The 15,467-nt window shown below is 31.5% G+C and carries 10 protein-coding genes; 5 read left to right on the top strand and 5 right to left on the bottom strand.

Features of this window, described 5'->3' with window-relative positions:
- Positions 1–30: 30 nt before the first annotated feature.
- From CHB63_RS09110 to gltB, 5 genes are all read right to left on the bottom strand, one after another.
- The gene (locus CHB63_RS09110; protein ID WP_089378167.1) at positions 31–588 is read right to left on the bottom strand and encodes a PepSY-associated TM helix domain-containing protein; all 558 of its coding nucleotides are present in this window, start codon (positions 586–588) and stop codon (positions 31–33) included.
- Positions 589–596: 8 nt separating this feature from the next.
- On the bottom strand, positions 597–1,130 hold the full coding sequence (locus CHB63_RS09105) for a hypothetical protein (protein ID WP_141107291.1): 534 nt from the start codon (positions 1,128–1,130) through the stop codon (positions 597–599).
- 143 nt (positions 1,131–1,273) lie between these two features.
- On the bottom strand, positions 1,274–2,440 hold the full coding sequence (locus CHB63_RS09100; RefSeq protein WP_089378165.1) for a pyridoxal-phosphate-dependent aminotransferase family protein: 1,167 nt from the start codon (positions 2,438–2,440) through the stop codon (positions 1,274–1,276).
- Positions 2,441–2,556: 116 nt separating this feature from the next.
- Entirely contained in the window at positions 2,557–4,017 is a 1,461-nt protein-coding gene (locus CHB63_RS09095; protein ID WP_089378164.1) for a glutamate synthase subunit beta, read from the bottom strand.
- A 2-nt stretch (positions 4,018–4,019) separates the two neighbouring features.
- Positions 4,020–8,525: a glutamate synthase large subunit gene (gene gltB, locus CHB63_RS09090; RefSeq protein WP_089378163.1), complete on the bottom strand. Its 4,506-nt coding sequence runs from the start codon at positions 8,523–8,525 to the stop codon at positions 4,020–4,022.
- A 289-nt stretch (positions 8,526–8,814) separates the two neighbouring features.
- Here gltB and CHB63_RS09085 point away from each other — a divergent pair, with 289 nt between their 5' ends.
- From CHB63_RS09085 to CHB63_RS09060, 5 genes are all read left to right on the top strand, one after another.
- Entirely contained in the window at positions 8,815–9,234 is a 420-nt protein-coding gene (locus CHB63_RS09085) for an IS1/IS1595 family N-terminal zinc-binding domain-containing protein (protein WP_089378162.1), read from the top strand.
- 117 nt (positions 9,235–9,351) lie between these two features.
- Positions 9,352–10,575 carry a hypothetical protein gene (locus tag CHB63_RS09080; protein WP_089378161.1) on the top strand — a complete coding sequence of 408 codons (1,224 nt, stop codon included), beginning with the start codon at positions 9,352–9,354 and terminating at the stop codon, positions 10,573–10,575.
- Between the two features lie 19 nt (positions 10,576–10,594).
- Complete coding sequence (locus tag CHB63_RS09075; RefSeq protein ID WP_089378160.1) at positions 10,595–10,849, top strand: DUF4212 domain-containing protein; 255 nt, start codon at positions 10,595–10,597, stop codon at positions 10,847–10,849.
- 24 nt (positions 10,850–10,873) lie between these two features.
- On the top strand, positions 10,874–12,571 hold the full coding sequence (locus tag CHB63_RS09070; protein ID WP_089378159.1) for a sodium:solute symporter family protein: 1,698 nt from the start codon (positions 10,874–10,876) through the stop codon (positions 12,569–12,571).
- 265 nt (positions 12,572–12,836) lie between these two features.
- Positions 12,837–15,467: a sensor histidine kinase gene (locus CHB63_RS09060; RefSeq protein ID WP_089378157.1), complete on the top strand. Its 2,631-nt coding sequence runs from the start codon at positions 12,837–12,839 to the stop codon at positions 15,465–15,467.

The following is a 15,467-nucleotide window of genomic DNA, read 5'->3' as shown; positions in this document are numbered from 1 at the left end:
GAAATTTTAATTTCAGCCTTTTTGTTTTGTTTACATATAAAATATTAAGAACAATAGTGGGATTAAAATTCCAAGTGCAGTGTAAATTCCACCGCGGCCAATCATTCCTTTTTTCCCTTTCACCATAAAAAAAGATGTAATTGCAAAAAGTATTAATGATGCTGAAAATGCATCAGAAAACCAAGTCCAAATTCTATTGGGATTGTAATGTAAATAGTTTACTTCATAAAAAACGGGTCTTCTTTTTAAATATTCTGCTCTACCTTTTCCATTTCTAATATTTACCATTATGGATGAACCACCTTTTAAAAATATTTTAAGCTGATTAGAACTTGGATAGTAATGTTTTTTATAATTTTTAGAATCATCTACTTCATCTAAAAGTTTTAAAATATTGTCTTTAACTATTGGAGTTTTACTTAAATCTAAAGCTGTTGTAAAGTTGTTTATTTGAACAGAATAATTAGGATTCCAATCACTCATGTGATTTAAAGCGATACCTGATAAGCCGTAAATTAAAGTTGTTCCAATAAAAAAATAGCCAATATCTCTATGAAGGATTCTGCTCCATTTTCTCAATTGTTTCATAAATAAAGTTATTCTAAATCAACATCATTATGTGAAACATATTTTAAAGAATAATTTGAAATATGATCAACATTCTCAGCTTTCATTTGATCTCTTAATTGCTGAATATGTTTCTTTTTATTATTAAATTGTTCTTGGTTAGAGGCTCCTTCAGAATGACTTTTAATATTGTCTTCTTCCATTTTTAAACAATAGGATTCGTCAATTCTTTCTTCAACCACTACACCAGTTAAAAGTATTTCACTTCCTTTTAACGAATCTTCAAATCTTACATCTGAAGTAATGTGAACATCACCATCATCTGTAACCACTAATAATTTTTTTCCACTATGTTTACAAACGTGGTCTACAATTCCTTGTATTTGAACTTCTTTATTTACAAAGGCACCTGCTTTTGCATCAAATTCACCAAGGGCTAAAAGTGGAATTTCAGCAGCTTCAGCTTCTGTAGTTTGTAAATTTTCTTCAACCTTTTTTGTTTCTGTTTTACAGGAAAATAGAGTGAAGCTAGCAGCTATAATTAATAAAATTATTCTCATCATAATAGTTATTTAAATTAATAAAATACGATAATAAATCGCACTACTAATTTAAGAGTGTTTCTACTTAAAAACGATGATAAAAATCAGGTAATCACTTAGTTTTGTGTTACTTAAGTTTCATTAGTCGTGTAAAATCCAGTTAGTTAAGTATTTATAATATTTAAAGCAGTTTTAATTCCAATACCTTGTTCGTATTGAAATTTACAAGCAATTAAACTGCTTTCAATTGCTCCAATAGTTGCCAAAATATCATTGCTATTAACACTTCCCATATGCCCAACTCTAAAGTATTGAGTTTTGTGGGATGGTAATAAGCCACCAGCTATAATTACATTGTTATTTCCTATTTGTTTAAGGAAGTCTGCTCCGTTAATATTATTGGGGTAATATGTAGCAGTAAGTGTATTTGCTGAGTTATTTTTATGGTTTGGTAACAATTTCATTCCTATTGCTAACATTGCTTGACGAAAAGCAGTTCCTATTTTTTTGTGTCGAGCAAATCTATTATTAATTCCTTCATCAACAATTTGCTTTAAACTAATTTCTAAACCGGCAATTAAATTTACTGGAGGTGTTCCAAAATAGGATGGGTTTCTATTTTCATAGGCTTGCATAATTGGAAGCCAGTTTGTAAAGTCTGCATAGTAATTTTGTACTGGAGCTTTTCTATTTTTAAAAACAGCCATTGCTTTTTTAGAAGCCATCAATAATGCTAATCCAGGAGGAACACCAATAGCTTTTTGTGATGCTGTGAGCACTACATCAATTCCCCATTCATCTTGTTTTATTTCTTCACCAGCAACGGAACAAACACCATCTAAAATTGACAATGTGTTATATTTTTGAGCAAGTTTAGTAATTGGTTCAGGATTAACTAAAACACCAGTGGAAGTATCTACGTGGGTTATTGTTAGTAATTTATAGTCCTTTGTTGATAGTTCATTTTCTATTTTTTCTAAAGCAATTGTATTTCCAGGCTCAGTAGTTAAAATTGTCACATTTGCCCCATATCGTTTTACAATTTCAGCATAGCGTTCACCAAAATATCCGGTTGAAAGCACTAATACGTTATCATTAGGTTCAATTAAATTAACAGCAGCCATATCCATTGCTAATGTTCCTGATCCAGCAATTATAAAAGGTTGACCGGTTGGGCTTTGCCAAACTTCTCTCATCATTTCTAAACAGTTTCCAAAGGAATTGATAAAATTTGTGGCCACATGACTTGTAGTTGGTGCACCGATTGCTTGAAGTACTTCAGGTTCAAATTCAATAGGGCCTGGGATCATTAATAATTTTCTGCTTTTCATAAAAAGGGTTTCTAATTTGAGGCATTAAATTTACAAAAAGAAAAACCACCTTTAAAAAATTAAAGATGGTTTTTATAATTTCTCATTATATGAGAAAAATTTATGATACTAATATATTACATTGGAGGTAAATCACCTTCTCCTTTAGTTGGTAAATTACTATAACCCATTAAATATTCATCTACTTTTCTTGCAGCTTCTCTACCTTCAGAAATAGCCCATACGATTAAAGATTGTCCTCTACGCATATCTCCAGCTGTAAATATGTGTGGAACATTTGTTTGATATTCTTCAGTAGAAGCCTTGTAATTGCTTCTAAAATCTGTTTCAATACCTAATTTTTCGCTTAAGGTAGATTCTGGACCTGTAAATCCTAAGGCAAGTAATACCAAATCACAAGGCCAGGTTTTTTCTGTTCCAGGTACTTCTTTTAATGTTGGTCTTTCTCCTTCTTTATAAACCCATTCAATTTCTACAGTTTTTAAAGCTGTTAAATTTCCATCTTTATCGGTAACAAATTCTTTTGTTGAAATTAACCAGTTTCTATCGCAACCTTCTTCATGAGAAGAGGAAGTTTTCAACTTTAAAGGCCAAAATGGCCAAGGAGTTGAGTCACTTCTATCAGTTGGAGGTTTTGGCATAATTTCAAAATTAGTAACAGATTTTGCTCCATGACGATTGGAAGTTCCAATACAATCGGAACCAGTATCTCCACCACCAATTACAATAACATTTTTATCTGTAGCTAAAACCTGATCTTTAACTTCTTGTCCAAAAACAACCTTTGTTTGTTGTGTTAAAAAGTCCATAGCTTGCACAACACCTTTGCTGTCAGCTCCTTTTACAGGTAATGTTCTACGTTGTGTAGCCCCTCCACATAATACTACAGAATCAAAGTCGTCTAATTCTTCAACTGGAAAATTAACACCAACATTTGTATTTATTACAAATTTAATTCCTTCCTCTTCTAATATTGAAATTCTTCTGTCAATAATTTCTTTTTCCAATTTAAAATTAGGTATTCCATAACGCAATAAACCTCCGATAGCATCATCTCTTTCAAAAACAGTTACTGAATGTCCAGCTCTGTTTAATTGTTGTGCTGTTGCTAATCCTGCAGGACCAGATCCTATAACAGCAACTTTTTTACCAGTTCTGTTTGTTGGTGGTTCAGCAGTTATCCAACCTTCAGAAAAACCTTTTTCAATAATTACTTTTTCCAATTGTTCTATACTAATTGGGGGATCTATAATGCCCAATACACATGATTGCTCGCAAGGAGCAGGGCATAGTCTTCCAGTGAATTCAGGAAAATTATTTGTGGAATGTAATATTTCTAATGCTTTTTTCCATTCTCCTTTATGAACCATGTCATTAAAATCAGGAATTAAATTTCCTAATGGACAACCACTATGGCAAAAAGGAATTCCACAATCCATACATCGAGAACCTTGTTTCTCAATTTCTTCAGTTTTTAATGGAATTGTAAATTCTTTATAATCTTGTATTCTTTTTTTAACATCAAGGTTTGCCTCGTCTTGTCTTTCAAACTCTTTAAATCCAGTAACTTTCCCCATAATTAAGCAGTAGTTTTTTGGTTAATTAATTTTTCATTTTCCAACCTAATCAGTGCTTTTTTATAATCTGTAGGCATTACTTTAACAAAGTTTTTAAGATATTTTTCCCAATTGTCTAAAATTCTAAACGCCAATTCACTATTGGTATATTTAAAGTGATTTCTAATCAATTGTTTTAATTCTTGTTCATCATCAGAAGAAATAGGTTCAAATTCAATCATTTCCATATTGCATAAACCATTTTGGAATTTTTTACTTTCATCCAAAACATAGGCAATACCTCCACTCATACCTGCAGCAAAATTTCTTCCAGTTTTACCTAAAATAACAACTTTTCCACCAGTCATATATTCACAACCGTGATCTCCTACACCTTCAACTACAGCAGTTGCTCCAGAATTTCTTACACAAAAACGTTCACCAGCAATTCCATTAATATAAGCTTCACCGTTAATTGCACCATAAAGAGAAACGTTACCAACTATAATATTATCTTCTGATGCAAATGTTGCTTCTTCCGGAGTTTTAATAATTAATTTGGCTCCAGATAAACCTTTACCTAAATAATCGTTGGTATTTCCATCTACTTGCATTGTTAAACCTTTGGTTGCAAATGCACCAAAACTTTGTCCGGCAGAACCTTTAAACTTCAGTTTTAATGTATCTTCTGGCAATCCAATATCTCCATAAATTTTAGATAATTCATTACTTAAAATAGCACCAACACTTCTATCTGTATTTTTAATTGGAAATTCATATTCCATTTTTTCCTTTCTATAAATAGCCGGGTGTGCCCAACGGATAATTTCAAAGTCTAATACTTCATCTAAACCGTGATCTTGTTTTTCTGTATTATATAAAGGTTTTTGAGTTTCTGGTTTATGTAAGATTGAAGATAAATCTAATCCTTTAGCTTTATAATGATCAACTGCTTCATTTGTATTTAATTTTTGAGATTGACCAATCATTTCATTAATTGTTCTAAATCCTAATTCAGCCATTATTTCACGTAATTCTTTTGCAATAAAATACATAAAGTTAATAACGTGTTCTGGAGTTCCTTTAAAGTTTTTACGCAATTCAGGATCTTGAGTAGCGATACCTACCGGGCACGTATTTAAGTGACATGCACGCATCATAACACATCCAGAGGCTACTAATGGAGCAGTGGCAAAACCAAATTCTTCAGCACCTAATAAACAGGCAATTGCAACATCACGTCCCGTTTTTAATTGCCCATCACACTCTAATACAACTCGGTTTCTAAGTCCGTTTAATACTAATGTTTGTTGAGCTTCTGCAATACCAAGTTCCCAAGGTAAACCGCAATGTTTTAATGAAGTTAGAGGAGATGCTCCGGTACCACCATCATATCCTGAAACTAAAATCACATCAGCTTTTGCTTTTGCAACCCCAGCGGCAATAGTACCAACACCTACTTTTGAAACTAATTTTACATTAATTCTAGCTTCTCTGTTCGCGTTTTTCAAATCATATATTAATTGAGCTAAATCCTCAATTGAATAAATATCGTGATGTGGAGGAGGAGAAATTAAACCTACGTAAGGTGTAGAATTTCTGGTTTCGGCAATCCAAGGCAATACTTTTTCGCCAGGCAATTGACCACCTTCACCAGGTTTGGCTCCTTGAGCCATTTTTATTTGAATTTCCTGAGCATTTGTTAAGTAGTTTGTTGAAACTCCAAATCTACCTGATGCTACTTGTTTAATAGCACTATTTCGGCTATCTCCGTTTAAATCTTTTCTAAATCTTCTTTTATCTTCACCACCTTCACCAGAATTACTTTTTCCACCAATTCTGTTCATCGCAATGGCTAAGTTCTCATGAGCTTCTGCACTAATTGAACCATAAGACATTGCACCCGTTTTAAAGCGTTTTACAATTTCTGTCCAAGGTTCTACTTCTTCAATTGGAATTGGGTCAAAATTATTAAATTCTAACATTCCACGAAGTGTCATTAAACTTTTACTTTGCTCATTTATAGCTTTAGCATAAACACCATAAGTTTCATAGCTATTTGTTCTAACTGCTTGTTGTAATTTAGAAACAGTTGTTGGATTAAACATATGTCTTTCTGCATTACGTCTCCATCTATAATCTCCACCAATATTTAAACTTTCACTAGCGGCAATTTTTGATTTAGGAAATGCAGTTCTATGACGTAAGTATATTTCTTTTTCGATTTCGTATAATCCAATACCTTCAACTCTAGAAGGCGTATTTGGGAAATATTCATTAGTGAAATCACTTTTTAACCCAAGAATTTCAAAAATTTGAGAAGCTCTATATGAAAGTAGCGTAGAGATTCCAATTTTATTCATAATTTTTAAAACACCAGTTGCAATAGCTTTATTGAAGTTTGCAATGGCTTTTTCTTCTGAAATATCTTTAATCTCTTTTTTTCTAACCTGTTTTTGAATGATTTCATTAATCATATATGGATTAACCGCGCTTGCTCCGTAACCAAATAATGTTGCAAAATGGTGCGGTTCACGAGGTTCGGCAGATTCAATTACAATTCCAAATTGAGAACGTTGTTTTAATTTACTAAGTTCTGTATTTATATAAGAACAAGCCAATAGCATTGGTATTGGAGCATATGTTTTATTAACGTGTCTGTCAGATAAAATAACAATATTACAACCGTCAGTAACAGCTTTAGAAACTTCTTTTACCATATTTTTTAAAGCAGCTTCAATACCATTTAATCCTTTTGTAATATCATACAAAGCATCAACTGATACAGCTTCAAAATCTGGATGGTTTATTTCTCTAATTTTATCTAAATCTTCATTTGAAATTACCGGATTTTGAATTTTTAATTTCTGACATTGTTTTTCAGAAACCTCAAAAATATTTCCATCTCCACCAATTGGCAAACTAAAATCGGTTACAACTTCTTCTCTAATTCCATCTAAAGGAGGGTTGGTAACTTGTGCAAATAATTGTTTGAAATAGTTATATAATAATTGTGGTTGGTCAGATAAAACAGCCAAAGGAGTATCATTACCCATAGATCCAATTCCCTCTTTTCCAGAAATTGCCATTGGACTAATAATTTTATTTATTTCTTCAGTTGTGTACCCAAATATTTTTTGCCTATTTATTAAGCTGGTTTCTTCAATTGGACACATGTTTCCAGTATATGGAACATCTTTTAATCCGTGTAAATTTTTATTTAACCATTTTCTATAGGGTCTTTTAGAAACTACTTCATTTTTTATTTCTTCGTCATTTATAATTCTTCCGGCATTCATGTCAACCAAAAACATTTTTCCAGGTTCTAATCTACCATGGCTTACAACATTTTCAGGTTTAATATCTAATACCCCAGTTTCTGAAGACATTACAACATTTCCACTTTTAGTAACAGTATATCTAGATGGTCTAAGACCGTTTCTATCTAATAAGGCTCCAATAACATTACCATCTGTAAAAGGTACAGATGCTGGTCCATCCCAAGGCTCCATAATACAAGCATTGTATTCGTAAAAGGCCTTTTTACCATCGCTCATTGTTTTGTCTTTTTCCCAAGCTTCAGGAACCATCATCATCATTACTTCAGGTAATGAACGTCCAGTCATTAGTAATAACTCCACAACCATATCCATTGAAGCAGAATCTGATTTACCTTCTAATATTATTGGAAATAATTTTTTAATATCATCGCCAAAAACATCACTAGCCATTAATTCTTCACGTGCTCTCATACGGTTGACATTACCGCGTAATGTATTTATTTCACCATTATGACACATGTATTTAAATGGTTGTGCCAAATCCCAAGATGGGAATGTATTTGTTGAAAAACGTTGATGTACTAATGCTAAGCGAGTTACAACATCAGGGTTTGAAAGATCTGTATAATAGTTTCTAATATCTTCAGGCATTAATAAACCTTTGTATATTATAGTGGTAGATGAAAAACTAGGAAAATAGAATTTATCTCTATCTGATAGTTTTGATTTTGCAATTATTTGCTCAGATATTTTACGCGCTGCAAATAGTTTTGCATTAAATTGGTATTCGGTTAATTCCTGACCATTTTTTCCAATAAAAACTTGCTCAATGGCTGGTTCTATTTTAGAAGCCACATAACCTAGGTGTGCTTTATTTACAGGGACTTTTCTCCAGCCTAAAACGGCTAACCCTTGATTTTTAATTTCTTCCTCTAATACATTTTTACAGTAGTTAAGTTGATTGCTGCTTTGAGGTAAAAATGTCATTCCAACGGCATATTCTCTAGCTTCAGGTAAATTGAATGATGTGTTTTTTACAAAAAACTCATGAGGTATGTCTATTAGAATTCCTGCACCATCACCAGTTTTACCATCAGAACTTACTGCGCCTCTATGTTCTAGTTTTATTAGAATTTCTAAAGCGTCATGAATAATCTTATTGGATTTCTCGCCTTTAAGGTTACATATGAACCCTGCACCGCAATTATCTCTTTCAAATTCTGGAAGGTAAAGACCTTGTTTAATCATATTGTGTTTAGTTTAAATAATATTCACAAAAATAGATAAAATAATGGTGAACCTATTAACCAAATTGCGAAAACGTTGTAATTATGATAATGAAATAATTAAATTGTTGAAAAAAATAAAATCATTAAAATTCGCACTTGAATTTTATCAAATTAATAATGTTAAGTTAAGAAAAAAGAAACTATTTGAGATGTAAAATAGTTTAATAATCAGATTTTAGTTTATAAGAATATATGTTTTGTTTTGATTTATTATGCTAATTTGATATATTTATGCAAAATTAATATATATGAATATCGAGTTCTGTCCTAATTGTAGTTCAACTGAGTATGTTAAAAGTGGAATTATTAAAAAAAGACAACGATTTAAGTGTAAAAAATGTGGATATTATTTTACGGTAAATAAAATTGGTAAGCAGATAGACTCTTATTATGTTAATAAAGCATTACAGTTATATTTGGAAGGGTTAAGCTATAGGGAGATTGAACGAATTTTAGGCGTTTCGCATGTTAGTATTATAAATTGGGTGAAAAAATACAATATTAAACGTCCGTATAGTTTTGAATACCACTCAACTTATAAAATTCTGAATGCTCAGGAATTGGCAAAATATTTTACAGATAATAAAAATTTAATTGGTGCTGGGGTTGTTGTAACTGAGCTTGGTGACAAATATATGTTGATTCGTTGGGAGCGTTTTAAAGAATAACTATATCAATTAGCAAAATTATATATTGAATTTCATTTAGGTTTGTTTTCTTGTCATATTGCATTGGTCAAAAAAATATGCTTTTAAGCATATTTCATTAATCAAATAACTATCAATATGAAAAAAATCAAAATACTATTGTTCACTGTATTTCTACTATCTTTTCATTTTTCTTTTTCGCAAGGCTCACCAGATTATAACGGTGGTTTTAAAATTAAGTTTAATGATGACGGCAGTAAGTACTTAAGGGTTATCTCGTGGGGTCAATTTCAAGCTGCATACAATGATAATGTTCCTGAAACAGCAAGTAACTTAAGTTTTAATGTAAGAAGAGCTCGAGTTTTATTGCTATCTCAAATATCAAAGAAATTTTTATTGCTTACTCATTTTGGATTGAATGGATTAAACAGTGCTACTTTACACCCTGTTGGGAAAGGCGATGGGAACCAAATTTTTATGCATGGAATATGGGGGCAATGGAATTTAAACGACAATCATACCGTTGGAGGTGGATTGCATTATTGGAATGGTATTTCAAGATTGAATAACCAAAGTACCTTAAATTTATTAACGCTAGATAATAATCGTCAATCTTGGGCAACAATTGGATTATCAGATCAGTTTGCTCGTCATTTGGGATTCTTTGTAAAAGGGAAATTAAATAAATTTAAATATCAATTAGCCATAAACGATGCCATTTCAAATGGTTTGGATATGCGTACTCCAGAAAACGGAGGGTCTGCTGTATATGGCGGTAAGAGAATTTTAGGTTCTAAAGATGCTGGTTTTGCTTATGCAGGATATTTTGAGTATAACTTTTTAGATCAAGAATCAAATACATTACCTTATAAAGTTGGAACCTATTTAGGAACAAAGAAAGTATTTAATTTAGGTGCAGGTTTTTTTACTCATCCTAAAGGTTCTGTTGTGGCAACTTCATCAGGAAGTATGGAGGGAGACAATGTTTCAATTTTAGCAGTTGATGCTTTTTACGATGCTCCATTAAGTGATGATGGTAGTGCAATTACGGCTTATGCTACATATCAGACAAATGATTATGGGAAAGATTATATGTATAGTGCATACGGAACTGGAAACATGTTTTATTCACACGTTGGGTATTTGATTTCGGGTGATGTTAAAAAGGCGAGATTTCAGCCTTACTTATCTTATGGATCAAATAGCTACGACGCTTTAGATGATAGTCGAAATGTATTTGGTTTAGGAACAAACATGTTTTTGAGCGGGCACAATTCAAAATTTACTTTAGAATACAAGAATCAAAAATTTGGAGAGAATACAACTGGCACTGTTACACTTCAGGCAATGATTTATTTATAATATTTAAAAAACAACTATTATGTCAAAACAAGATATGAAAGCATATTGGAAAGAAAACCTTGGATATTTAGCAATATTACTAAGTATATGGTTTTTGGTTTCCTATGTGTTCGGAATTTTATTAGTAGATCAGTTAAACTCCATTAAGATGGGCGGATTTAAGCTCGGGTTTTGGTTTGCGCAACAAGGATCAATGTATGTATTTGTTATCTTAATATTCGTCTATGTAAAATTGATGAATAAATTGGATAAAAAATATGGTGTTGACGAATAATTAATTTAAAAAAATAAAATAATCATGGGGATATTAACATGGACATGGATACTTGTTGGAATTACATTTGCACTATATATAGGGATTGCAATTTGGGCTAGAGCAGGATCATCAAAAGAATTTTATGTAGCAGGTGGAGGAGTTCCTCCAATATTAAACGGTATGGCTACAGCGGCAGATTGGATGTCAGCCGCATCGTTTATCTCTTTAGCCGGAATAGTTTCATTTACTGGATATGATGGTTCAGTTTACCTTATGGGTTGGACTGGAGGTTATGTACTGTTGGCACTTTTATTAGCGCCATATTTAAGAAAATTTGGAAAATTTACAGTGCCAGATTTTATTGGTGATAGATATTATTCAAACACTGCTCGTGTTGTAGCTGTTATTGCAGCTTTAATTGTATCATTTACATATGTTGCAGGACAAATGAGAGGTGTTGGAATTGTATTTTCTCGTTATCTTGAAGTAGATATTAATACTGGAGTTTATATTGGGATGGCAATTGTTTTATTTTATGCCGTTTTAGGTGGAATGAAAGGAATTACCTATACACAAGTAGCACAATATTGTGTGTTGATTTTTGCATTTATGGTACCGGCAATATTTATTTCATTTCAAATGGCAGGAAATCCAATTCCACAATTAGGATTTGGAGGAAGCGGTGAAGATGGTATTTATTTGCTAGATAAATTAGATGGCTTGTCAACGGAACTTGGTTTTCATGAATATACTTCTGGAAGTAAATCTATGATTGATGTATTTGCTATTACAACCGCATTAATGGTTGGGACTGCTGGACTGCCTCACGTAATTGTTAGATTCTTTACAGTACCAAAAGTAAAAGATGCACGTGTATCGGCTGGTTGGGCATTATTATTTATTGCAATTTTATACACAACTGTGCCAGCCGTAGCTGTTTTTGCTAGAATTAAATTAATAGAAACAGTGAGTAATGCTGAATATGCAGAATTACCTGAATGGTTTGGAAACTGGGAAAAAACAGGTTTATTAAAGTTTGATGATAAAAATGCAGATGGTGTTGTTCAATATGTTGCTGATAAATCAGTTAATGAATTAACAATTGACCGTGATATAATGGTATTGGCAAATCCAGAAATTGCACAATTACCAAATTGGGTAATTGCTTTGGTTGGCGCCGGTGGTTTAGCTGCTGCATTATCAACAGCAGCAGGTTTGCTACTCGTTATTGCTTCATCAATTTCACACGATTTATTTAAGAAAATTATAAAACCAGATATTTCTGAAAAAGGAGAACTAATGGCTGCGCGATTAAGTGCATTCGTTGCCGTTCTAATTGCAGGGTATTTTGGTATTAACCCGCCGGGATTTGTCGCCGCAGTGGTTGCATTAGCCTTTGGATTAGCAGCTGCATCATTTTTTCCAGCAATTTTGCTAGGTATTTTTGATAAACGAATGAACAAAGAGGGAGCAATATCAGGAATGATAATTGGACTTACATTAATGTTCTTTTATATGGCAAAATATAAATTACATTGGATTGGTGACCCTGCAGTGGATACTGCTGAAAACTGGTGGTTTGGAATATCACCTGAAGGATTTGGTACAGTAGCTATGGTAGTGAACTTTGTAGTTTCATTAGTAGTTTCTAGAGTAACACCAGCACCACCACAAGATGTTCAAGATATTGTAGAACATATTAGAATACCTTCTGGAGCCGGAGAGGCAAGTGGTCATTAAAGAATAGATAATCTTCAAAACAGCACTATAAATAATATAGTGCTGTTTTTATTATATTTAGATATAATTTAATAAGCAGTGAAAAAAAGACATCAGCAAAAATTAATTGTACTTTCGGTTATATTATTGTGTTTGTTTAATATCCCAATAATATTACTCTTTAATAGTAGTAAAACTATCTTTAGTTTTCCTGTAATGTATTTTTACATATTTTTTGTTTGGATTGCTAGTATTATTATCTCATATATAGTTCTAAAAAAATATTATGAGTAGTTTTTTAGTCATATCGATAATATTAGTTTACTTAGGAGTAATTTTTTATGTTGCTTATTGGGCAGAAAAAAACTCAAAAAGTAAATGGGTAAATAACCCATATGTTTATACTTTATCTTTAGCAGTCTACTGCACAGCTTGGACGTATTATGGAAGTGTTGGATTGGCAGCTACTTCTGGTTTAAAATTCTTAACAATTTATTTGGGACCAGTTATTATAATTCCTACCTGGATAATATTAATGCGAAAAATTATTAGAATTTCTAAAGGAAATAAAATTTCATCTTTGGCTGATTTTATTTCTCTGCGTTATGGAAATGATCGGTTTTTAGGAGCATTGGTTACCATAATTTGTGTGCTGGCAATTGTACCTTATATTTCATTACAACTTAAAGCTATTTCTGAAACTTTTAATGTAATTACAAATCACAATATTGTTGCAAATTCTATAATTAATGATACCACTTTTTATATCGCAATTTTGCTGGCAATATTTGCAGCCTTTTTTGGAACGCAACATACAGATGCGTCTGAAAAGCATAAAGGAATTATTACTGCAGTTGCCTTAGAATCAATTATAAAATTGATTTTCTTTTTAGTTATTGGAGTTTATGTAACATTTTATTTATTTGAAGGACCCTCAGATATTTATGAAAGAGCTTCAGTACTGCCAAATTTTGAAATCCAACAAAAAATTAATGGTTTAGAAGGTGGGTTTAATTGGTTTTTTTTAAGCTTATTGTCAATGATTGCTATTATGTTACTTCCAAGACAATTCCAGGTAACTGTTGTTGAAAATGAAAGAGAAAAATATTTGAAAAAAGTGACTTGGTTATTTCCATTGTATTTATTGTTATTTAACATTTTTGTAATATTTATTGCCTGGGGAGGAAATGTAGTTTTTCAAAACCAACAGGTTGATGCGGATCTATTTACATTAATGTTGCCTTTGCAAAATGGCAATGAGTTTTTAGCATTGTTAGTTTTTTTAGGTGGTTTTTCAGCTGCAATTTCTATGGTAGTGATTTCTACTTTAGCACTGTCTACCATGTTAAGTAATAATTTAATTATACCATATGGTTTTTTAGGGAAATTTAGTAAAGGTGAGTCTGATGAAAATACAGAATCGATTAAAACCATTAGAAGATTAGCTATTTTTATTTTAATAATTGTTGCATATTTTTTCTATAGAAGTTTTACTTTAGATAGGTCTTTAGTTTCTATTGGGTTAATTTCTTTTGTAATAATTGCGCAATTAGCACCTTCATTTTTTGGTGGTTTATTTTGGAGAAGAGGTTCTTCAAAAGGAGCAATTTATGGAATAATAATCGGGTTTTTAATTACAGTTTATACCTTAATTATACCCTTTACAATTGATTCTCAATTGTATTCAACATCCTTTATAAATGAAGGTTTATTTGGTATTAATTTACTAAAACCATATGAGCTTTTTGGATTGCAAATTTTTGAACCTGTTCCACATTCGTTTTTTTGGAGCTTGTTTTTTAATGTGATTGTATATTCCCTTATTTCAGTTGGTACCGCTGGTAATTATAGAGAACGGAATTTTGCAGAAATGTTTGTTGATAATAATAAATACGCATCGTTGCATGAAAATGCTTATGTATGGAAAGGAGAAGCTTATGTTAAGGATATTAGAAAGGTTTTAACTCGGTTTTTAGGTGAGAAAAGAACAGAGAGAGCATTAAAATTATTCTTTATGAAATATGATATTAATGAAAAAACACTATTTGCAGATGCCAGATTGGTTAATTTTAGTGAAAAACTACTTACTGGAAGTATTGGAAGTGCTTCTTCTAGAATTTTAATTTCGTCAGTAGTTAAAGAGGAAGAAATAAGTTTACCTGAAGTATTAAATATTTTAGATGAAACTCAAAAAGCAAAAGAATCTAATAAAGAATTGCAAGAACGTGACAAGCAAAAAGATGATTTTCTAGATACAGTTGCTCATGAGTTGAAAACGCCAATAACTTCTATTAGAGCACTTTCTGAAATATTGCTAGATGACGATGAAATTGAAAATGAAACTAAAAGGAAATTTTTATCAAGTATTTTAAGCGAAAGCGAAAGAGTAAGTAGGTTAATTAATAATATTTTAGATTTAGAAAAGCTGGCGGCCGGTAACGAAAAATTAGAATTGGTTGAAAATTCAATTAAAAATACAATTCAAAAATCAATTGATGCTGTTAGGCAGTTAGCAAACAATAATCAAGTTTATATTAATGATGAAGGTGTGCAAGATTTTAAATTATTTTATGATGATGATAGAATTCAGCAAGTTATAATCAATCTATTATCTAACGCTATAAAATTTTCCAGCAATAAAAACGGCAAAGTTTATATTTTCACAGTAATAGATAAAAATGTTATTGAAGTTTTGGTTGAAGACAATGGAAAAGGAATTGAAGGAGATGATTTAATATCAATTTTCAATAAGTTTTATCAAGCTAAAAATCAAACTATTTTAAAACCAATTGGAAGTGGCTTAGGTTTAGCTATAACTAAGCAAATTATTAAAAGTCATAATGGTAAAATTTGGGCAGAAAATATAAAACCTCTGGGAGCAAGATTAACTTTTACATTACCAATAAAAAGAGAATAA

This window comes from Lutibacter flavus, from assembly GCF_900188355.1.
GTDB classification, from domain to species: Bacteria; Bacteroidota; Bacteroidia; order Flavobacteriales; family Flavobacteriaceae; genus Lutibacter; species Lutibacter flavus.
Note: the sequence above shows the minus strand (reverse complement) of the source record. Positions and strands in the feature narration are given on the sequence as shown.

Excerpts from the sequence above, each read along its gene's own strand:
- gltB (WP_089378163.1), bottom strand. The coding sequence starts at position 8,525 with ATGATTAAACAAGGTCTTTACCTTCCAGAATTTGAAAGAGATAATTGC.
- CHB63_RS09080 (WP_089378161.1), top strand. The coding sequence starts at position 9,352 with ATGAAAAAAATCAAAATACTATTGTTCACTGTATTTCTACTATCTTTT.
- CHB63_RS09110 (WP_089378167.1), bottom strand. The coding sequence starts at position 588 with ATGAAACAATTGAGAAAATGGAGCAGAATCCTTCATAGAGATATTGGC.
- CHB63_RS09075 (WP_089378160.1), top strand. The coding sequence starts at position 10,595 with ATGTCAAAACAAGATATGAAAGCATATTGGAAAGAAAACCTTGGATAT.
- CHB63_RS09085 (WP_089378162.1), top strand. The coding sequence starts at position 8,815 with ATGAATATCGAGTTCTGTCCTAATTGTAGTTCAACTGAGTATGTTAAA.
- CHB63_RS09100 (WP_089378165.1), bottom strand. The coding sequence starts at position 2,440 with ATGAAAAGCAGAAAATTATTAATGATCCCAGGCCCTATTGAATTTGAA.
- CHB63_RS09105 (WP_141107291.1), bottom strand. The coding sequence starts at position 1,130 with ATGATGAGAATAATTTTATTAATTATAGCTGCTAGCTTCACTCTATTT.
- CHB63_RS09070 (WP_089378159.1), top strand. The coding sequence starts at position 10,874 with ATGGGGATATTAACATGGACATGGATACTTGTTGGAATTACATTTGCA.
- CHB63_RS09095 (WP_089378164.1), bottom strand. The coding sequence starts at position 4,017 with ATGGGGAAAGTTACTGGATTTAAAGAGTTTGAAAGACAAGACGAGGCA.
- CHB63_RS09060 (WP_089378157.1), top strand. The coding sequence starts at position 12,837 with ATGAGTAGTTTTTTAGTCATATCGATAATATTAGTTTACTTAGGAGTA.